Raw genomic sequence first — 22,662 nt, 5'->3', positions numbered from 1 at the left:
TACAAATTTTACAGGAAATTTAATCAATGTTTTAATGAGGTGTATTAATAACCAAGCGAAAACCTGTGATGAAGCCTCCATAATCTGGATTCATCATTCCACGATTAGAATTTCTCATCCATATCTTTCTTGCACCAGATCCACGTAAAACTCGCCGTTCACCGGTATTTGGCCCTGTGGGGTTTATAGTAGGGCTATTATCATAATAATCTTCGTCATACCAATCTTGGCACCATTCGGCAGTTTTACCAGTCATGTCATAAAGCCCTAACTCATTAGCTTTATATGAACCTACCGGTTTATTTGAACTTTCAGAGCCAACAACACTGATCGTGTTACTTCCTGAGTATATATAATTTTTAGATTTCATACCTCCACGAGCAGCATATTCCCATTCAGCTTCTGTAGGTAAACGAAAATCATTACCTGTTAAATCATTTAATTTAACTATAAAATCTTGAACATTATACCAGCTTAAACTTGTTATAGGACACTGCTCACAAGACAATGATTCATTATCAGGCATATATCCCATTAATGAATTCCATTGAACCCTTGTTATTTCGTATTTTCCAATAAAAAAATTACTCAAAGTAACTTGATGTGGAGGATATTCATCGTCCTCACAATCCTTTTGTTCACTTGTGCACCCCATAATAAATGAACCTCCCTTTACATAAACCATGTCTTTAACTATTTTTTTTATTTCTTTTGGTAAGTTGTCAGGGATATTGTTTATTTCAACCAAGGCTTTTTTCAATTTATCATTTTCCTCTTTTTGTCTCATTTCTATTGCCATTTTTTTTATAGATGATATGGCATTGGAAGCTTCATTCAGAAACTTACCATTTGGGTAGGTTTCCAAATAATTTTGATAGGAATCTATAGTATTGGTAGACTTGGCTATTTCCCAATCTGTTTCTTCTTTCTTTGTTATAGCGTCTAACTGCCTTTTTATAGAGGCAATACTATCATTTACCTCTTGGTTTGGGATTAAAGCATATGCTTTTTTATATCCTTCTAAGGCTTCATTCAATTCATTTCTTTTAACCAATAAATCTGCCTGAGCTTTTAAGGTAGTAAATTGCTTTTCTATCTTAGGATCAATCTTATCTGCCCAGGGCTTTAATATCCATATAGTGATTGTAACTATAACCAAAATTAGCAAGACCCATATTATAGAACTATTACGTCCTTTATTTTCAGTAAGTTTTACTTCGTCTGCCAAAGCGAGAGGTAACAGTAATTCGTAAGCCTGTTGTTGTTTATTAAGTATCTCATCAAGTGCTTGAATAAATTGTTTATCTGTATGTTTGGTCTTACTTTTTTCGTAAACTTTTTTCTTTGCCTTAAAAGCTTTAGTCAACATTAACTTAGTAAATGGTTCTTTTAGCTCCAAAAGACTTAAAGCTCTTGTTTTCGTTATCTTTTCTTTAGAAGATTCAGGTTGTTTTTCATTAGGTGTTTCAGGTTCAGCCTTGGTAATTGCATGTTCTATATTTTGCTTTAATAATGTTTCTCCTGGACTGGACCAAGGTATTTCACTATCCATTGATTCTATACTTTTGCCAGTAAGCACACTATAAGCCTCCTCTAGCTGTTTGAGTTTATTTTGATAGAGTGTTTTTTGATGTGTAGTGGGTGCGTTGGTGATACGCAACTGAAACTCATTATAAAACTCTTGATATTGTTGTTTTATGTCTTGTTGGCTAGCTCCAGTTTCCAACTCTAATTTTTCTAAGGCTTCTTGTTTGGTCATAATATCTCAAGAGTTTTTATATAGATTTTGTAATCTCTTTGGATAAGTAATTAAAATTATTATATTTCAAATGCTCTATTTTTTGATAATTTTTCAAAATGTTTTTAATTTCCCTTATTAGTTTGGGCAACTTGTATTTGGTTTAATTTGTAGTGTAAATAAATAACACTTAGCGAATAGGGGCCCAAAACAAGAAATAGCGAAAAAACACCTAATTTAATAGAGAAAATTTCTGATGGCAATAAAAAAATCCCCAAGAATAAAAAAATACCAACCCAGGACTTATTCAAAACAACTTTTGTAATTAATTTATAGTTTGAAACTACATTGCCAATACAAAATATCAAATGAACCAAGATGGAAATAAATAATATATCTCTAAATCTATTATAATGGCCGTAAACATCCTCTACAAAAATCACCCAAATAAGCGATAAAACGTACAAAATATAGAATATTAATGCCATTCTCCTGAGATTTTTTATTTTTTCAAAATTAATACCTTTGGATATATTATAAGTTTTATTTTTATTAGGCACCCCTATAGTTGATTCTTTTGTTTTTGGAACTGATTGTGGTTTTTGTTCTACTGTTATTTTTTCCCTACTTCTTTCTGCAAGGGGCTTTAAAAACTCTGCAGCCAGTTTTATATAATCGGCTTCTGTCTTAATGGTTTTTTTTAATGACTCCGTTGGAGCTGCATCATAACTTTGTTGGTAAGAGTTGCGTTTATTATCATAGGATATTTTTAATTCATAAAGAGAATATGGTTCGACCAATTCAAGTATTTTTAATGCTTCAGCCTTAGTAATTGAATGTTCAATATTTTGCTTTAATGTTGTTTCTCCTGGACTAGTCCATGGTATTTCACTGTCTATTGATTCGGTGCTTTGGCCAGTAAGTACATTAAAGGCCTCCTCAAGTTGTTTTAGTTTTTTTTGATAAAGGCTTTTTTGATGAGTCGTTGGAGCATTGGTAATCCGAATCTGAAACTCATTATAAAACTCTTGATACTGCTGTTTTATCTCTTGTTGGCTAGCTCCAGTTTCTAACTCCAATTTTTCTAAGGCTTCTTCTTGTGTCATAATTAATATTTTTCAGCACCCACCTGAATAAAACCAAACATTAGGGTTTCCATTTTTATCTAATAATTCAATCCAACCTGCAAATGTTTCTTTTACATTTTCATCATTATCGAAACTACCATTGCATGGGTGGCTATAGTATTCAATTACTGTTACTTTGTTCCATCTACCTATTAGTTTATTAGTTAATGTAATCTCTAACAAATCTCCCTTTAAATACTTTATTTCTCTGGAGTTATTATTTGGTTGCTCTCTAAGTGCAAGTCCTGGCTCATCAGCATAATAGCCAAGAACTTGATTACTGTTTCTGATAAGAAAGTCGGTATATGAAATAAGATCATAGCCAAGTGTCTGCAGGTCTTTTTCTTTTATCCAAAGAGATTGTGCTCCAGTGAATATTTTTACAAAGCCATTATCTCGCTTATCAAATGTTAAAGCATATTCTTCATAGCCTATGGAAGTTACTCCAGAAAATTCAATATTTTTTTCTTGGTTAGAAGACCTTAAGTATTTTAAGGTAAAACCTTCATAGTATTGTTCATTTGCATACAATTTTCCAATTTTACTTTCTTGGAAATTACTATATACATCAAAGCCACTTTCATGAATAACATTTAACCCCGCGTTAGCCGGAAAAATAATTCCATCATTGAAATCTGATTTATATCTTAGTGGATCATTTTTAGTCACCTCTACTCCCTTTGTGAGGAGTTGTATAGTTTCATTTTTTATATCGTTAGATTCATTATCAAAAAATGTAATTTTAATTTTATCCGAATTCATTTTTTCTATCAAACTTAAATTTGGGTTACTTAATTGTGAGATTTGTATTTCTAAAATATCAAACATATATAATACTTCCCAAACTCCTAAATCATTATAGGAGGCAATTTGGTATGTGTTTTTATTTGAGCTATCATTCCAATCAATTACAAAAGAAATTTCGTCTCTCCCATCATTATTTAAATCTCCTTCATTTTTCAAAAAATGAAGGTTGTTTGCCTTGCTGCTAGTAGTTAGAAAAAAGCTATTAATCACTTTCTCATTTGAGTATAAAACAATACTAGCCAAAGAATCTTTTGTTAAGCCATATGTAACATTAGCATAAAGAGTATCCTCTAATCCATCACCATTAAAATCACCAGTAATTGATGGTTCGAGTTCGGGTGTATTAATACTTTCTTTAGTCAGTATAAAGAAATATATGATTAGAATAGCCATGGCCGTAAAAGTCAAGGCCAAAATTTTAAAAAATGGGTTTTTCTTTTTACGCTTCTTTATTAGTTTTTCTTCGGTTCGAGGATTATTTTTTTTAACTTTTTGAGTATTAAATAGAGTTTCGCTAGGTCCAGTCCATGGAATGTCACTATCAAGTGATTCTGTTTTCTGATCTGTTAATAAGCTGTAGGCCTCTTCTAAAAGTTTTAGTTTTTTTTGATACAGCCTTTTTTGATGAGTCGTTGGTGCATTGGTAATACGTAGCTGAAACTCATTGTAAAACTCCTGGTACTGCTGTTTTATTTCTTGTTGACCAGCTCCATTTTCTAACTCTAATTTTTCTAAGGCTTCCTCTTTGGTCATAAATTCAATATTAAGTATTCTTTTTTTATAAAAATATAATCTGCCTTACTTTAGTTTGATACGACAACACGAAAACCTATTAGCATGTTTAAGTTACTTATACCTTCATAATCAGATGCCCTAAAAGATACCCTGCAATCACTAATATCATCCCATCTACCTCCTCGTGCAACTTTAAAATTCCACCACCAATCTTCACTTGGCCTTTTTGGTCCTTTAGGATTAATTTTTGGGCTGTTTATATAAAAGTCTGCACCATACCAATCATTACACCACTCCAATACGTTTCCGCTCATGTCGTATAAACCTAATTCATTGGACTTTTTCTCTCCAACAGGATGGGTTTTGTTTCCACTATTTTTTTTATACCAACCTACCGAATTTAAATCATTACTCCCCGCATAAATAAACCCTTTTGTCAATTGCCCACCTCTGGCGGCATATTCCCACTCTGCCTCAGTAGGCAGTCTAAATTTCCACCCTGTTATTTCATTGAGTTTGTTAATGAATCTATTAGTTGATTTCCATGTTACGGACTCTACTGGGCACAGGTCACAATCTTTAAACCAACTAGGGTTACCCTGCATAATAGCATTCCACTGTGCCTGAGTTACCTCGTACTTTCCTATATTAAAACTATTCACAGTGACTTTGTGATTAGGCTTTTCATTACCATTACAATCCTTCTGTTCACTAGTGCAACCCATGGTAAAACTACCTCCTTCTACATACACCATGCTTGTAACCAAATCTCTAATAGGTATTGGTAAACTATTTAACCATTCTACCTTTTCCATTAATACTGAAATACTATCGTTAACTGCATCATTGGCTGTAAATTCATTAGCTATTTCAGGATCTAAGGTTTCTATAAATTCCTTAGTTCTTTCATATTTTTCCAATGCCAATTCTACGTTTCCCACTAATGCAATGCTATCCGCTTCACGTTTCAGGTTAGTGTAAGTATTACGGTCTTTTTCTGTGAATTTTGCTTTCCAAGGTTCCCAAAGATACAATGCAACTGCCAATAATAGAATTGGTAGGATATATAACCAAATACTTTTACCATTTGGTTTTAGAGGTTCTTCTGGTGAAGAACTAAAATTAGGCTCTCGTTTGGATGGAGTCATAGTTTCAGTTGGAAGCAGAGACTCCTCAATCTTTTCCTCTATTGCCAGAGGAACCAATATATGATATGCCTTAATCATATCCTGTAGTGTTGTTATGTAAGCCTGCTTTACAGCATCTAACCCTGATTCCTGAATACCTCTTTCACAATCTCGTTTTTTTATTTCAAATACAGTTTCAAGTTCAGAATCTGTAAATGACTCCCTTAACCCTAATAGACTTAAAGCTTTTGTTTTCGTTATCTTTTCTTTAGAAGATTCAGGTTGTTTTTCATTAGGTGTTTCAGGTTCAGCCTTGGTAATTGCATGTTCTATATTTTGCTTTAAAAATGTTTCTCCTGGACTGGACCAAGGTATTTCACTATCCATTGATTCTATACTTTTGCCAGTAAGCACACTATAAGCCTCTTCGAGCTGTTTGAGTTTCTTTTGGTACAGTGTTTTTTGGTGGGTTGTGGGTGCGTTGGTAATACGCAACAGAAACTCATTATAAAACTCTTGGTATTGTTGTTTTATGTCTTGTTGGCTAGCTCCGTTTTCTAGCTCTAATTTTTCAAAGGCTTCTTGTTTGGTCATTAGAATTAATATAGACTAATAATTAGATTTAGTTGAGAATAAAGTGGTTTTCATTAGACTAATGGTTTTATAATAATTACCTAACATTAATTATCCTGTCACCATCTGATGAAACTGTCAATAATACCTCTGATCTTATCTTACTTCCAAAAATATCCCTCTTATTACTAGGAATATCAACCTTAACCTCTAACCTAAAGGGATCAATTAAAAAAACTCCTATCTTATGAGGGAATAATTCTAGCTTATCTATTTCAATTAACCTATATTTTTCTCCTTGATAAGTTACAGTATTTAAAATCATATCTGCTTTCCTTTTGACAACAGTAAAATCATCAGATGATGGTGGTTTGTATTCCTCTACAGTTAGCTCATATTCAAATGGGATATATAACTTATAGAGAATTGTTAGTGACTCGTTAATGTTTAAATTAGTCCTAGAATACTCAGCTACTAAATGTATTCTTTCTTTAGGTAAATCGTTTAGAGACTTTTCTTTTATAGCACTTTTATGTTGGGTAGCTTTAGTCACAGTCACTAAAAATGAATCAGTTTCGTGTATTTTTCCATCTATTTCAATAGTCGCTGTACCTATTTTAATTTTACCCTTTTTTTGTGGTGATAAAAAATAGGAATATGTTTTTTTGAAGTGACGTTTTCCGTTTATCCAACTATTGCTTACTGATTGTTGGGGCCCACTGATTATTGTAAAACCTTCAAAACTTGGAGGAGTGAAATTATCACCATCTTTATCCATTTCAAATTCAACTTTTAATCTTTCATTGATGCCTAGACTTTTACTGCTTAATTTGGTTACGAAAGTTATATTTGAATTAATAATCTCTTTTATTTTTAATTCCATGGATTGAATACTGTCTTTGATAACTGCATTCTCTTTAAAATCAAAGGCCTTTTTATAGTTTACTAAGGCTTCTTCATAGTTCTTCGAAGAAGCAAGGTTATCTGCTTGACTCAAATGTTTATCGTATTGATTTTTAGCGTAAATTGTGTAAGCTACATACACAAGGATTGCTAAAATAACAGTACTTCCTATGATAAGGTAAGGTTTTTTAGATATATAATCATTACCTTTCTTGGTAACAATATCTTTCTTTTTTGGAGAATTCCTTGGATGGTCTTTTTCCTGTTTTGGTTGAGAAACAGGCTGTTCTTCAGCTATAGCCAAAGGAATCATTAAACGATAAGCAGATGTTAGCTCTTTTAGGGCAGATATGTATGCTCGCCTCACATCATCGTTTAAAGCGTTCTGCATCCCAGTTTCACATGCGGCCTTTTTTGCTTTAAAAGTCTTTTCAAGTTTTTCATTTGTAAAAGGTTCATTTATCCCCAAAAGCTCTAGGGCTTTTGTTTTTGTTATCTTTTCTGTAGGTTCTGGAGGTTTACTTCCAGGCCCAGTTTTTCCAGGGCTTGACCATGGAATTTCATTATCTAAACCACCTGTGTCTTGACCAATAAGGATATTGAATGCCTCTTCTAGCTGTTTGAGTTTATTTTGATAGAGTGTTTTTTGGTGGGTTGTGGGTGCGTTGGTAATACGTATCTTGAACTCATTATAAAACTCTTGATATTGTTGTTTTATGTCTTGTTGGCTAGCTCCGTTTTCTAGCTCTAATTTTTCTAAGGCTTCTTCATTGGTCATGTTTTATTAGAAATTATTTCTTCAAAATTATTTTTGATTTTTCCATTTTAAGGAATACTGTAAATTTAATAGTTAACTTAATATTCACTTGCCAAAGGATGTACTCTTATTTTATATTATACAGTCAGGATTATGATATATATTAAACGGACCCAATAATGATGGTAGAATTGACCAAAGCTTTTTGTCGAGGAAGCGATGCTCCAGGAGAATCTTCGTCACCAAATACTTTTTCAATTTCCATTCCTGTTTTTGGGTCAATAGCCTTAAACCATACCGTGCCATCTATCCTATTTTCTATTTTTACTTTTATTGGGTAGTTAGCTTCGTTTGAAGGTAAAGGCCCAATTATTAAATGTCCTAAACTTTGTTCTTCAACTCCTTTGCTTATGTATTGAATAATCTCAAGACGCATTCTTTTTTGGTCGGGACTAGTGGTATAATATGTTTTCTCGTTTACAGAGGGTAATGGCATGTTCTTTTTTACAAGGTTGTCAATGATAACGCGCCCTGTATTTGGATTCATGGCTCTTATTCCCAAATTATATCCTGTTACACCTCTTAGCTCTGGTGGAATCTCGTAATCTACTTTTTTTCCTGATAGTTGGATGGCATGTAGAGCAGCACCATAAGTTACTGCTTTCATAGGTTCGTGAGAGTGTATTTCTTGATTTTTGGAAGGGAATAATATTTTTAATCTCTTTTTAATTAAAGGGACCATAGAAGATCCACCGACTAGAATTATGCTGTCTACATCACTAGTTTCTATACCTATGCTTTTAATACACCTTTTTAAAACCTCTTCTGTTTGCTCTATTAAAGGTGCAATAGCCTTTTCAAATTCTTTTCTACTTATATGTACTTCAAGGGTGTGCTTGCCTAAAACACATACTTTGTCAATGAATGTAGTTCCAGGTATAGACAATTCAATTTTGATTTCTTCTGATATATAGCGAAGATGCAATAGGCTTCTAGCATCTAGGGCTACATCAAAACCAAGTTCATCTTTAAATTGCTCAAGGATTAATTCACCTATTTTTTCATCAAATTCCTTGCCTCCTAAATCAGTGATGCCATCTTTAGCCATAACAAATACTCCTTTCGGGTTCATTGTTAATGCTGTGACATCAAAAGTCCCCCCTCCAAGATCATATACCAAAATAGTTTTATCGTATTTTTTATGTGTTATCCCATAATGCATGGCGGCAGCTATAGGTTCTTCAAGGAGACCTATAACTGGTAATTCAATCAAAGTTGCAGCATTTAAAATACATTTTCTTTGTAGATCGTTAAAATGGGCAGGAACTGTTATAACTGCCCCTTCCACAGTTTGAGATGTGTAGGTTTCGGCATCAATTCTAAGTTTTTTAAGTATTAAAGCTGCTAAGCTTTCTGGATACCAAGGTGTTTGATCTGAGTCAATATAAAGAGGTTTTTTTTCGCCAAATTGCCTTTTGAAAAAACGTATGACTGGAAGCCCTGGATTTTGTTCTAAACGTGCCTCTATAATATTGCCTATATAGGCCGTTTCTCCTTCAATATAAACTGCAGATGGTGTATGAAACAAATCATTGTTTGAGTTGTCTGGCAATAAAATAGGTTCTCCATTTCTACCTATGGTAGCAGACAGAGAAAAAGTAGTTCCGAGGTCAATTCCAATCAGCATATATTAAATATCCAATTTTAAAAAGGTTTGTTTCAATTCTGTCTCTACACTTTTGATAGCAGACTCTATTTGTTCTTTTTTTCTTTTAGAGTCATTCAATTTTTTATCAAACGCTTCAAGCTTTTGTATTTTACGTTGAGTAAGATTTGTTTCTTTTCCCAAAGTTTCGGATCTAGCTATTTGAAAATCTTTCAAGTTACTCTCGGCTAGCAGCAAAATTTCATTAAATCTATTTTTAGCGACTTCAAAATATAGACTTTTCCACTCTTTTTCAATTGTTGAGAAAATGCGTTTATATTCAGATTTCAACCATTGCTGAGTTTTTTTAAGTTCCTCTTTTTTAAATTCCAGATCCTTCTTTTTCCCATTTTTTAAAGCAAAGTATAATCCAACTACAATAGATAAAATATACAGTGGCCATAATTTACCTCTAAGTTCTTTAAGATCTGGTATTTGTGAAATTATACCAACAGACATTATAATCATCATATAAGGTTGTCTAATTGCACTAAATAGAGCCATCATTCCTTTTTTTAACGGTTTGGAATCATATTCTTTTTCAAACACAAATTGATCTTCGAGTTGCTTGGTTACTTCTTGCCTCGACAAATTGTTAGCTATTAAATCAAAACCTAAAAGGCCTTCTTTTTTGAATAAACTGTCTATTTCTTCAATGGTTACTTGAAAATAATCATTTAAAGAAACTATGTCATTAGATAAGTGTTCATGAAAAGCAGAATAGGTTTTCTCTTTTAATTCATTTAACAGCGCGTTTGATAAAAAATATTTTGTTTCGCCTCCAGATTTTATCTCCTCCAAATCGGTTATGGCATCAATTTGGTCCATTATATAAGTGAACATTGTGCCGGATTTATTTCTGGTTAGTTTTTCAAAGCGATTATTGATACCATTTTCAAATTCAGAATAGCTACGTTGTAAATTCAACTTCAGAGAAGTATATAATTCCTGCCCCACTCTGGAATTCCCCAACTTTTTAAGTTGCATATGGTCGTTATGCACTGTGATTTTTCTAGAGTTTAAATCTTTATATTCATTATTTATTGTTGTTTCAAGTGCTTTACAGACCTTACTATAATTTAAATTCAATCCAATAAGATTAGCTAAACTTGAAATTGAGCTTAAATTACTTTTAACTTTAGTCCATTCCTCATTGCTTTTGATATTGATAGTTTTCCATGCTAATTTTTTACTTGATAACTTGATCTTATTCTGAATTTCAGCATCAGATTTAATGAATAATAAAATGGATTCTTTTGCTAACCTCTGTGAATAATAAATTAAATCTTCAGTTTGATAAGATTCTGGATTACATAAAAAAACTTTTACTAAGGAGGGGAGAGTATTTGAATTTTTTGAAGGGAAATGATTCTCGTCATAAACTCTAATAATGGTATTTATAGTCTCAATAGATACTTTACCTTGTTCATTTAGAGATTCAATATCAGCTTCAGTAATTTCAGAAATAATCTCTTGCAATTCTGACAACGATTTAGTCTTGCTAACGTATAAAACATCAATTTTAAGAAGATTATCATCAATCTGTTCCCACAAAGCTTCAATCGGTTCAACAAGGTAACTTATATTGTTTTGAATGGAAATATTTTGGCTTAGTAATTGTAACTCCTTGTGAAGGGATTTTAATTTACTAATGGAAGAGTTTAATCTTATGTTCTCCATAAATGCTTGTTTATGTTCATAAAAATAGTAAATTTAAGTCCCTGTACAACTTGAATATGAAGGTGTTCACCTATTTAATAGGTCATTTCAAAGATTTTTTTAAAAATAGGTATGTCGGAAAGTTTAATTTCATAGATTTAAGTAAAATTAATTTGTAATGCCAAGTTCGAATTCCTCCACTAATATGGCCTCTTTGTCTGAGATGAAGGCTAATGGTTATTCTCCCACTGAATTAAAAGATATATTTACTGTAAATGAGTTAAAGTCTGCATTTTCATATAATGAATTAAGGACCGCCTATTCTATAGCAGAACTTAAAGATAGCTTTGATGCTGCTGAAATTCAAGGGGTTGTTACATCCGAAGAGTTACATGGAGTTTATGAAGCTAGCGAATTAAAAAAAGCTTTTTCAGCAGAAGAAATCCATGGGGTCTACACTGCAGAAGAGATTCACGGGGTATATAAGCCTGATGAGATCCATGGGGTTTATACCGCACAGGAGATCCATGGGGTTTATACCGCACAGGAGATCCATAGAGTTTATACAGCGGAAGAAATTCATGGGGTTTATACGGCTGAAGAGATTCACGGGGCATATAAGCCTGATGAGATTCATGGGGTTTATACAGCAGAGGAAATCCACGGAGTTTATACTGCTGAAGAAATCCATAGAACTTATGCGGCCGAAGAGATTCATGGGGTTTATACAGCTGAAGAGATTCACGGGGCATATAAGCCTGATGAGATCCATGGGGTTTATACCGCACAGGAGATCCATGGGGTCTATACGGCAGAAGAAATCCATAGAGCTTATGCAGCTGAAGACATTCATGGAGTCTACACTGCAGAGGAAATTCACGGAGTATACAGGCCTAAAGAAATTCATGGGGTCTACACTGCAGAAGAGATTCACGGGATTTATACAGCAGAAGAAATACATAGGGTTTATACTCCTAGTGAAATTCATGGAATCTATACCGCAGAGGAAATTCACGGAATATTTTCGGCTAAGGAAATTTATGGAGTTTATACGGCAGATGATATTCATGGATTTTTTCCAGCAGAAGAAATTCATCGTGTTTATTCCGCAGCGGATATTCACGGAGCCTATACTGCAGAGGACATTCATGGGGTTTATGATGCAGAAGAAATCCATGGGGTGTATATAGCAGAGGATATTCATGGTGTTTACACTGCAGATGAATTATATAAAATATATACCGCTGAAGAAATTCATGGGGTCTATACGGCTGCAGATATTCATGGAATTTACCAGCCTGAAGATATTTACGGAATCTATACCGCTGAGGACATACATGGTATTTTTAGAGCTGAAGAAATTTATGGTATATATAATGCCGAAGATATCCATGGAGTATACACGGCCAATGATATCCATGGAGTATATAATGCCTTTGATATTCATGGAGTTTATTCAGCAGAAGAAATTCATGGAGTTTATGATGCTAATGAAATTTATGGTGCCTATTCGGCAAAGGAGATCCACGGAATATATAGTGCTGCTGAAATTCATGGTACTTATGTGGCTGAGGATATTCATGGGGTCTATTCAACAAAGGAAATTTATGGTATTTATTCTGCGGGAGAAATCCACGGCGTCTATACTGCAGAAGAAATTTATGGCGTTTATACAGCTCAAGACATCCATGGCGTTTATACAGCCCAAGACATTCATGGAATCTATATGGCTGCAGATATACATGGAATATACTCCGCTGAGGATATCCATATGGTTTATTCTGCTTCGGAGATTCATGGAGTTTACACAGCTGCTGATATTTATCGGGTTTATTTTGCTGCAGATATTCATGGAATCTATTTTGCTTCAGAAATTCACGGGGTCTACTCTGCGAGTGATATTCATGGAGTTTATTCAGCTTCAGAAATTCATGGGGTATACACAGCAGAAGAAATTCGTTCAGGTACCGGAGGAGGAGATTGGATTATGCCTGCAATGGGCTCAACAGTATATACAGCTGAAGAAATCCATGGGGTATATACCGCAGAAGAAATTCATGGAGTCTATCCTGCCTGGGAAATCCATGGAATCTATACAGCCGAGGAAATTCATGGGGTTTACACAGCAGAAGAAGTTTATTCAGGAACAGGTGGAGATAATATGGGATCATTCACTGCACAAGGTGCAGTATATACTCCGGAAGAGATTCATGGAGTGTATACAGCAGAAGAAATTCACGGAGTGTATTCTGCAGAAGAAATTCATGGAGTGTATACAGCAGAAGAAATTCACGGGGTATATACTGCGGAGGAAATTCATTCAGGATCTGGAGGTGGAGACTCTTCGTTTTTCGGTTCGTCATCATTTGGAGCGGTATATACGGCGGAAGAAATTCATGGGGTTTATGAAGCAAAAGAAATTCATGGAGTGTATACTGCAGAAGATATCCACGGCGTGTATACTGCAGAAGATATCCATGGAGTTTATACCGCAGATGATATACACGAAGTCTATACAGCAGAAGACATTCACGATGTATATACAGCTGAAGACATTCACGGCGTGTACACAGCAGATGATATTCATGGAATTTATACGGCCGAAGACATTCATGGAGTGTATTCTGCCGAAGATATTTACGGAGTATATACAGCAGATGATATTCATGGAGTGTATGAAGCGGAGGACATTCATGGAGTTTATGAAGCTAGTGATATTCATAGTGTTTACGAAGCGGATGATATTCATGGGGTTTATAGTGCCGATGATATACATGGGATATATGAACCAGATGAAATACATGGAACTTATGATGCTCAAGAGATTTATGGAGTATATGATGCTAGTGATTTGCAAGGTGTTTATGATGCTGGAGAGTTAAAAGGGGGAGGATACAAAGCAGATGAATTGAATGGTTATTATTCGGCTTCAGAATGTAAAGATGGTGGTTATGATGCAGGGGAGTTGAAAGATGGTGGTTTTGATTGCGGAGAACTTGTTGATGCTGGATTTGATTGTGGGGAATTAAAAAGTGCAGGATTTGATTTATATGATCTCGCAGATTATTTTGACTTACATGAATTAGCAAATCATTTTAGCGTGGATGAATTAGAGGGACATTTTAGCGATGACGAATTGATTGCTGCAGGTCTCAAAGAACCGCCAGTAGAAGATGATTTTATGTCTTGGTATTAAATAATAGTTATGAAGAACCAGTGCATATAAAACTATTTTATCTTATAAATATTTAAGAACCCTTCATATTATTAGAACCACTAGTGCTAAGTAGTTACCATCAGGAGTTAGGCATAATAGAAAAAACTATTTCATATGAAAATGTATATCATTGTGAAAGATGACATTCCATACAAATTAGTTCTTGTAATAACTGCCACGCTTCATTGGCTTGTTAAAAAAATATGAAACTAATCGGGATATGAAAAAATGGATTAATGGGATATTTAAAAAAGTAGTTTGTCTAACCAATGAAATTGAATTTAACAAGCTTAAAGATGAGTCCGATTTTATCTTACTGTCTGAATCCTCACTTGGTAACAATGAAGTTTGTTTAGCATTTTGTCCGAGAGAGGAATACTCAAAAAAGTTTATTTTCTATTCACTTACTTATCTTATATGTTAAGCAAAAATTTAATATAATCTCAAGTATTCTTATTAATCCTCGACTTTTTCACCTTTATTATTAATCCAAAACTTTTCCCCATTTTGTTTTACATTCCATATGCCATCAGACCCGTAACCACTGTTAACAGAATAATCTCCATCATAAATGAAACCAGTAATTTCTTCTCCAAGATAATTAATTAAACCTATTTTTTTTCCTTTCTTTACTAGAATTATACCTTTTATAAAACCCTGAATACAAACCTCATCATAAATAAATGGCAATCTGGTTTTACCTTTATTATCTATAAATCCATATTTACCATTTAGTTTAACACCGATCCATGCTCTTTTACTGTTAGGTTCGTTTAAACTACCGATTACATGTTCATAAATGGCTTGAGTAATATTTTTACCGTCTTTATCTAGAATGCCCCAATTACTATTAGAATATTTTTTATAATAAAATATTCCGGTGGTAGCACTTTCTCTGATATCATAGTATTCAACAGGTAGTAGTACTTTTCTATCCTTATCTATTATACCATATTTATCATCAATCCCTGCAATCGTATATTCCCATCCTTTGTTGTAATCATAAATATATTTGTATTTCGCTTTTTTGAATTTACTGTAGGCCTCACCTATAAATATTCCATTTGGATATTCATCCATATATTTTTTGTAAGAGTTTTGTGTATCCTTTTCTTTTGCCGTATTCCATGCTTTTAATTCTGCCGAAGCTATAGCATCTTCCTGTTTTTGCTTTTCCATTTTTATTCTATCGGCCTCTATCTGTTGTTTTGCTCTTGCTTCAGCCTCTTTTTTGGTAGCAATTTCATTGGCTTGTTTTATCTTATCTTTTATAAGCTGTACAGCATTTTCACATTGTATTTTGTATCTCCCATTTGGGTATTCATTTAAATAGGTATTATAAGCCGCAATTGTATTGGTCTGTTGTACTTCTTCCCAATCCTTAACCTCTTCTGCGATGGCCATACGCTCTAATCGTGTCGTTATACTTTGAATGCTATCCAATACAGCCTTGTCTTCCATCAATTTATTTGCAGACTCGTACTTTTCTAAGGCTTCTTCCCATCGGAATTCTTCTGCTAGAAAATTGGCATTTGCTTTTATTGCTGTAAATTGTCTCTCAACTGCAGGATCAATACTTGGCTCCCAAGGCTTCCATATTAATAGAATAACAGCAAGAATTATAGTTGAAAGTACTATTGGAGTAAGTAAGCTTTTCTTTTTTGTAGGTTTTCGGTTATCATTTTTATCATGTCCTTTTGTTATATCCTGTTTGGGATTTTCTTTAACCTTATGAATAGGCTCCTTTAAGTCTGCCTCAGCCAAAGGAATTAATAATTGATATGCTGCAATTATTTCCTGTAAAGCACTTTTGTAAGCTTCCTTAATAGAGGCTAATGAAGCTTCTTTAATTCCTTTTTCACAATCACTCTTTTTTGTTTCAAATGCCTTTTCAAGTTCTGCTTCTGTAAATGGGTATTTTAACCCTATTAAACTTAAAGCTTTGGTTTTTGTTAACGTTTCTTTAGGTGGTTCTGGTTGTTTTCCCTGAGGAGATTCAGGTATAGCCTTACCTGGGCTTGCCCAGGGTATATCACTATCTAGTGTATCTGTTTTTTGACCTGTAAGTAAATCATAAGCCTCTTCGAGCTCTTTTAATTTTTTTTGATAAAGTGTTTTTTGATGTGTAGTGGGCGCATTAGTTATGCGCAGCTGAAACTCGTTGTAAAACTCTTGGTATTGTTGCTTTATCTCTTTTTGGCTGGCACCAATCTCTAATTCTAATTTTTCTAAGGCTTCTTCAACTTTCATAAGAAATAACTATCTTTTTAATAATTTGTAGTATATATTGCTTTGATATAGTCTAAACCAAAAGTAAAATTACCTAATTTAAAATTAACCTAAAACCTAAAAATTCGTACATCCATGCTGGATTGGTTGTATCACGAAAAGTAATTCTGCAACTATCAGCCGAATAAGCATAATTACATCCTCGAAATACACGTGCAGTGCCTGAACTAGGTCCTTTTGGATTTTTCAATGGGCTATTTGTATAATAAATCTCGCCATACCAATCTGCACACCATTCTGATACATTACCAGTCATGTCATATAGACCTAACTCGTTGGCTTGCTTACTTCCTACTTTATGTGTTTTGTTATCACTATTTCCTTCATACCATGCAATAGTATTTAATGTATTACTTCCTGAATATTTGTAATCACCAGATTTAGTGCCTCCTATTGCTGCATATTCCCATTCAGCCTCTGTTGGCAAACGATAATGCTTACCAGTTAATTGATTTAACTTTCTTATAAAATTTTGAACATTTGTCCAACTCACCTTTTCTACAGGACAATTGTCACAATCCGAATGATAACTTGGATTATTTTCCATTATTGCCTTCCATTGCTCCTGTGTAACTTCATATTTTCCTATTGTGAAATCATCCAATATTACCTGATGGGAAGGTTTCTCATCATCAGAACAACCATTTTGCTTATTATTACAACCCATTGTAAAAGTACCTCCCTTTACAATAACCATACTTTCTTCTAAATTTTTTATTACTGCAGAAATATTATCTAATTTATTTTTCTCTTTTATGATGCTCATGTCATTTTTTAAAGCATCAATAGCAGTTTTTGCTTCAATTGTGTACTTGCCCTCTGTGTAGTTTGTTAAATAATCGTTATAACTCTCAATAGTGTTAGTGGATTTTGCAGTTTCCCATGCATTTATTTCATTTTTGTTTGAAATAAGCTCTAGACGTTTGGTTATAGAGGCAATACTATCTTGGACTTCTAGCGTTAAGATTAAATCATTGGCTGTCTTATATTTCTCTAAAGCTTCATTCCAATTCATTTGCTTTGCCAATAAATCTGCTTCAGCCTTAATTTCTGTGAATTGTTTTTCTATCTCTGGGTCATTAGCCTCTTGCCATGGTTTTAATATAAATAAAGCTACTCCAATAACAATAACAATTAATACTGTCACAAGAATTGGACTTATGCTCTTTTTGGATGTTCTATTAAATTCTTTAGAATTATCTTTTGGTGCTGCCGTTTCCTTTTTTTGGAGTTGTTCGAGCTTGGTATGAGTTATTTCTTCTTTTTTAGGAATTGTTTGTTCCTTTGGAGGCACAGAGGTCATTATATCATCTTCTTTTGCAAAAGGAATCAAAACCTGATAGGCTTCAGTTATCTCTTTTAAAGCAGTTTTATATCCATGTTTTATTGCATCTAAAGAAGCCTCGCTTAGTCTTTTTTCAAAATTATTTTTTTTGTTCTCAAAAAGTTTATCTAATTCTGAATAGGAGAAAGGCTCTTTTAATCCTATTAACTCTAATGCCTGGGATTTTGTTGTTTTTTCTTTGATTGGATTATTTACTTTAGGATTAGGCTTTGTGTCACCTGGGCTGGACCACGGTATTTCATTATCTATTGATTCTGAGCTTTGGCCGGTCAGAACGTTATAGGCCTCCTCAAGTTGTTTGAGTTTCTTCTGGTAGAGTGTTTTTTGGTGGGTGGTGGGTGCGTTGGTTATACGCAACTGAAACTCGTTATAGAACTCCTGGTATTGCTGTTTTATATCTTGTGGGCTTGCTCCCGATTCTAACTCTAATTTCTCTAAGGCTTCCTCTTGTGTCATTATGTATATAACTGGTATTGATAAAAATATTAATATTTTTTATTTATACAATAATTTAAAAGTAAACAGCCTATCAAATTCTGTATGAGTTTGATGAATTACTTTTTTTTAATAATTTAGAAGTTCAATAAAAAATAAACTATGGATCCGAAAGATGTAAAAGGTTTGATTGAGGTAATTAGAAGAGATGAGCAATCAAAGAAATATGTTGACTCTATCTTAAGTTATATCCTTCCGGATAATTGGGGTGTAACAGGTGTTGTAAGAAATTTTCGTTATTGGCTTAATGAAAATGCCCTAGAATCTAGGACTAAAAATTGGACAATGATGGGATTTATGTCTGAGCTTGAAGCACAAGACATGCGTATTAAATATGATTTATATACTGAAAAGTATGTTTGTACAGGAATTGCCAGGGTAACCTCTAATGCTATAAATCGAGAAATCGAACTCGGTAATCCACTTTTAAAAAATATTCAGAAGGCAACAGATGTTTCAAGAACTGTAAATGATACAGCACATACGGCAACTAAAATAATTACAAATGATGGAAAATCTTTTGTCTTGGATTATCATCAAACATTAAATACTGATAATCCATTGATATTTAATACACTTGAAGATTGGATGAATGCTAGGAATGGGCAAACTGCTGAAGAATATTTTATAGATAACCTTGTAAAGTTCAATTATAAAGAATTGCTTGATCAAATAAGATATAACACTCAACAACTCAAAATTAACATAATTTAGTAATCTTCTGCATTATCAGCCGATCTTTCTGCTCGGTCTGCTGCACTCTCTGCTCTATCGGCTGCATTTTCAGCCCTATCAGCTTCAGTTTCTGCTGATTTAGAATAATCTTCTGCATCTGAAGCTGCTTCTTGAGCTTTTTCTATAATTTCTTCAGACCTATCTCTGGTTTGCTCCAATAATTCTTCTCCTTTATCTAATATTTCTTCAGCCTTATCAGTTGTTTGTTCTAAGAGTTCTTCAACTTTCTCAATTAAGCTTTCGGCCTTATCGCAAGTTTGATCAAACAAATCATGTGTTTTGTCCTTAATATTGTTTGTTTCTTCCATAAGGTCATTAGCTTTTTCTTTTAAATCGCTTACTTTTTCAGTTTCATCAACCATTTTTGAAACGGAATCATTTATTTCATTTAGAGCCGTCTCAACTTCACTTGATACTTCATTAATTTCACTTACTCTCTGGCTTACTTCTTCTGAAGCATTTTGCATTATTTCAATATATGGTTGGATTTGTTGAGCAGCTTGTTCTACAGTTTGTAGGTGTTCCTGGGCTTGAGTCATAGATTGCTCTGCTGCTTGTTCATGTTGTTGAGCTTCACTCATAGCCTGTTCTGCATTTTGCTCATGTTGTTGAGTTTCACCCATTGCCTGTTCAGCAGTATGTTCATGTTGTTGAGCTTCATTCATTGCGTTTTCAGCACCTTCCACAAAACTCTGAACCTGATTCATAGCCTCTTCTGCATGCTGTTCATGTTGTTGAGCTTCATTCATAGCATTTTCAGCACCTTCCACAAAACTCTGTACTTGATTCATAGCCTCTTCTGCATGCTGTTCATATTGCTGTGCTTGACCCATAGCCTGTTCAGCTGCCTGTTCGTGTTGCTGTGCTTGACCCATAGCCTGTTCAGCTGCCTGTTCGTGTTGCTGTGCTTGTCCCATAGCCTGTTCGGCTGCCTGTTCGTGTTGCTGTGCTTGACCCATAGCCTGTTCGGCTGCCTGTTCGTGTTGCTGTGCTTGACCCATAGCCTGTTCGGCTGCCTGTTCGTGTTGCTGTGCTTGTCCCATAGCCTGTTCAGCTGCCTGTTCATGTTGTTGGGCTTGACCCATAGCTTGCTCAGCTGCCTGCTCGTGTTCCTGTGTATGTGTTAGTGCTTCGTTTGCAGCCTGTTCGTGTTGCTGTGCTTGACCCATAGCCTGTTCAGCTGCCTGTTCGTGTTGCTGTGCTTGTCCCATAGCCTGTTCGGCTGCCTGTTCGTGTTGCTGTGCTTGTCCCATAGCCTGTTCGGCTGCCTGTTCGTGTTGCTGTGCTTGTCCCATAGCCTGTTCAGCTGCCTGTTCATGTTGTTGGGCTTGACCCATAGCTTGCTCAGCTGCCTGCTCGTGTTCCTGTGTATGTGTTAGTGCTTCGTTTGCAGCCTGCTCGTGTTCCTGTGTATGTGTTAGTGCTTCGTTTGCAGCCTGCTCGTGTTCCCGTGTATGTGTTAGAGCTTCGTTTGCGGCCTGCTCGTGTTCCCGTGTATGTGCTAGTGCTTCGTTTGCGGCCTGCTCGTGTTCCCGTGTATGTGTTAGTGCTTCGTTTGCAGCCTGCTCGTGTTCCCGTGTATGTGTTAGTACTTCGTTTGCATCCTGTTCGTGTTCCTGTGTTTGGGTGAGTGCTTCGTTTGCAGCCTGCTCGTGTTCCTGAGTATGTGTTAATGCTTCGTTTGCAGCCTGCTCGTGTTCTTGAATTTGCTCTAGAACTTCAATAATCCTTTGCTTAATATCAGTAACTTCATCTAATATAGTTTGAATTTGATCTTTATAATTTTGTGATTCATTATTAATTTCAGAAATAGCTTCCTTGAGTTCTATAGATTCATTTTGTGTATTTATTATTTCTTCTTGTGTGGCAAGAGCTTCTTGATGTGTCTTTTCAATCTCCTCACTATACGTTATTGTTTGTGTTTGGATTTCTTTTACTTCTTCTAAGATTGCATTAAGTTGGTTGGCTGCACTCATATTCTAAATATTTTCAATTTTTTATAAATAACTATATTGACTTTTATGGATTCAAATTTGAAAAATTGTGTTGGTTATGACGGTGAAAGATTAACCACCGATTACAATCTGTATTCGTGTTTTTTTCTTAATCATTATTTGTAAAAATTTTCAGCTTCTTCATTCAATCTATTAAAAATCCTTTTCTCTAATGTGTCTATTCTAAAATTATAACCTTTTTCAACTGCGGTTTTCATAAATTCAAATCCTTGTGATCTATTGTTTGGATTCAACCGATGAAGTGTTTTTCCATAATAATATTTTCCCGCTAAAGAGCCTAAACCATTAGCTTTTTCAAAATATTCTAAAGCATCACTATAATTACTAGATTTAAAAAATGATAAGCCCTCTTCAACATAATTACTTGCAATATGGAGCCTAACTCCAAAAAATGAAACAATGACAATTAATATAATTCCAAATGTTACTGCTAATTTTTTTTGTTTGGGGCTTAATTGTACTGCAGGAATTTTAAGGCTTTCCTTTTTTCTTAATTCATTTTGATTTGTTTTGATATATTCGAAAGCTGAATTAAGCTTTTCAATTCTATTTGAATATTCTTTTTTTATAATTTCATTAGTAGCATTTTCAAATGATAATTTTGCTCGTTGCAACTCTTTTTTATACTGAAATTCAATATCATCAATTCCCTTAAAGTTTTCAATTTTAATTATTTCTAATGCTGTTTTTAAATCCATTGCTAAATTTATCTAAAATTAAAACCTAAATATAAAAATTTAATTTTTAGGATTTTGAAATATATTTTTACATGAACGATTGTATGCTTATTGTGTGATATTATGAAAATTTACCTGTATCTTTTAATTGGATTTATATGTTTTAAAACAAGAGCTCAATTAATAAATGATGAGTCATATTTAGACTCAGAGTTTGTGAAATTTAAAAATGAGTTATTAAGGTGTGTAATCAATAAAGGTACTACGGGCCTAAGAAGTTTGCTGGCCGAGAGGATTCTTGAAAGTAATGATGGCTGTGGTAATCCCGGTTGTACAAAAGATGAGTTTATAAACATGTATTTTAAATATTCTCGGAAAGTAGTTGGAATACAATGTTTGAAATTATAAGATTTGGATTCTTACAAATTATATTTAAAAATAAATGAGAAACTCTTAGCTATTGAAGAAATTTTGGAAAATGTCACCCCTGAACGTTACCCCCAAAAACAAAAAAACCCCTGTAAACAGGGGTTATCAAGTGGTACCTCCAGGAATCGAACCAGGGACACAAGGATTTTCAGTCCTTTGCTCTACCAACTGAGCTAAGGTACCTCGCCAAAGCGGATGCAAATATAAAGTCATTTTTATTATTTCACAAAATAAAATCATAAAAAGATGGACTATTTTAAAATTAAACAATTATAAAATATTTAAGATTTTAATCCTCATGGTTTTGTAGTTTTACACTTTTTCAATTT

General features: G+C 34.0%; 13 protein-coding genes and 1 tRNA gene. 2 read left to right on the top strand and 12 right to left on the bottom strand.

Going from position 1 to position 22,662, the window contains the following annotated elements; translation table 11 throughout:
* Positions 1-31: 31 nt before the first annotated feature.
* The 7 genes from ACB104_RS04420 to ACB104_RS04390 form a co-directional block, all read right to left on the bottom strand.
* Entirely contained in the window at positions 32-1,759 is a 1,728-nt protein-coding gene (locus ACB104_RS04420) for a formylglycine-generating enzyme family protein (protein ID WP_370477062.1), read from the bottom strand.
* Between the two features lie 104 nt (positions 1,760-1,863).
* The gene (locus tag ACB104_RS04415) at positions 1,864-2,844 is read right to left on the bottom strand and encodes a hypothetical protein (RefSeq protein ID WP_370477061.1); all 981 of its coding nucleotides are present in this window, start codon (positions 2,842-2,844) and stop codon (positions 1,864-1,866) included.
* A 12-nt stretch (positions 2,845-2,856) separates the two neighbouring features.
* Positions 2,857-4,425 carry an FG-GAP repeat domain-containing protein gene (locus ACB104_RS04410; protein ID WP_370477060.1) on the bottom strand — a complete coding sequence of 523 codons (1,569 nt, stop codon included), beginning with the start codon at positions 4,423-4,425 and terminating at the stop codon, positions 2,857-2,859.
* Between the two features lie 50 nt (positions 4,426-4,475).
* Positions 4,476-6,128, bottom strand: a complete 1,653-nt coding sequence (locus tag ACB104_RS04405) for a formylglycine-generating enzyme family protein (protein ID WP_370477059.1) — start codon at positions 6,126-6,128, stop codon at positions 4,476-4,478.
* 76 nt (positions 6,129-6,204) lie between these two features.
* On the bottom strand, positions 6,205-7,788 hold the full coding sequence (locus ACB104_RS04400; protein WP_370477058.1) for a BatD family protein: 1,584 nt from the start codon (positions 7,786-7,788) through the stop codon (positions 6,205-6,207).
* 142 nt (positions 7,789-7,930) lie between these two features.
* Entirely contained in the window at positions 7,931-9,454 is a 1,524-nt protein-coding gene (locus ACB104_RS04395; RefSeq protein WP_370477057.1) for an Hsp70 family protein, read from the bottom strand.
* Between the two features lie 3 nt (positions 9,455-9,457).
* Complete coding sequence (locus ACB104_RS04390; protein WP_370477056.1) at positions 9,458-11,152, bottom strand: hypothetical protein; 1,695 nt, start codon at positions 11,150-11,152, stop codon at positions 9,458-9,460.
* Positions 11,153-11,354: 202 nt separating this feature from the next.
* Here ACB104_RS04390 and ACB104_RS04385 point away from each other — a divergent pair, with 202 nt between their 5' ends.
* Complete coding sequence (locus tag ACB104_RS04385; RefSeq protein WP_370477101.1) at positions 11,355-14,327, top strand: DUF4573 domain-containing protein; 2,973 nt, start codon at positions 11,355-11,357, stop codon at positions 14,325-14,327.
* Between the two features lie 477 nt (positions 14,328-14,804).
* Here the strand turns inward: ACB104_RS04385 and ACB104_RS04380 are convergent, their stop codons facing one another.
* On the bottom strand, positions 14,805-16,598 hold the full coding sequence (locus ACB104_RS04380) for a WG repeat-containing protein (RefSeq protein WP_370477055.1): 1,794 nt from the start codon (positions 16,596-16,598) through the stop codon (positions 14,805-14,807).
* A gap of 73 nt (positions 16,599-16,671) precedes the next feature.
* The gene (locus ACB104_RS04375; RefSeq protein ID WP_370477054.1) at positions 16,672-18,438 is read right to left on the bottom strand and encodes a formylglycine-generating enzyme family protein; all 1,767 of its coding nucleotides are present in this window, start codon (positions 18,436-18,438) and stop codon (positions 16,672-16,674) included.
* Positions 18,439-18,579: 141 nt separating this feature from the next.
* Here ACB104_RS04375 and ACB104_RS04370 point away from each other — a divergent pair, with 141 nt between their 5' ends.
* A complete protein-coding gene (locus ACB104_RS04370) occupies positions 18,580-19,191 on the top strand; it encodes a hypothetical protein (RefSeq protein WP_370477053.1) in 612 nt (203 codons plus the stop codon).
* Here the strand turns inward: ACB104_RS04370 and ACB104_RS04365 are convergent.
* The 3 genes from ACB104_RS04365 to ACB104_RS04355 all read right to left on the bottom strand — a co-directional run bounded on the left by ACB104_RS04365 (position 19,188) and on the right by ACB104_RS04355 (position 22,516).
* Complete coding sequence (locus tag ACB104_RS04365; RefSeq protein WP_370477052.1) at positions 19,188-21,188, bottom strand: coiled-coil domain-containing protein; 2,001 nt, start codon at positions 21,186-21,188, stop codon at positions 19,188-19,190. The two genes, ACB104_RS04370 and ACB104_RS04365, sit on opposite strands and share 4 nt — an antisense overlap.
* Positions 21,189-21,322: 134 nt before the next feature.
* The gene (locus ACB104_RS04360; RefSeq protein ID WP_370477051.1) at positions 21,323-21,925 is read right to left on the bottom strand and encodes a hypothetical protein; all 603 of its coding nucleotides are present in this window, start codon (positions 21,923-21,925) and stop codon (positions 21,323-21,325) included.
* A 518-nt stretch (positions 21,926-22,443) separates the two neighbouring features.
* A tRNA-Phe gene (locus ACB104_RS04355) sits at positions 22,444-22,516 on the bottom strand.
* Between the last annotated feature and the right edge of the window lie 146 nt (positions 22,517-22,662).

It is taken from the genome of Tamlana flava (assembly GCF_041287255.1).
Taxonomy (GTDB): Bacteria; Bacteroidota; Bacteroidia; order Flavobacteriales; family Flavobacteriaceae; genus Tamlana; species Tamlana flava.
This window is presented reverse-complemented; position numbering and strand designations above follow the sequence as displayed.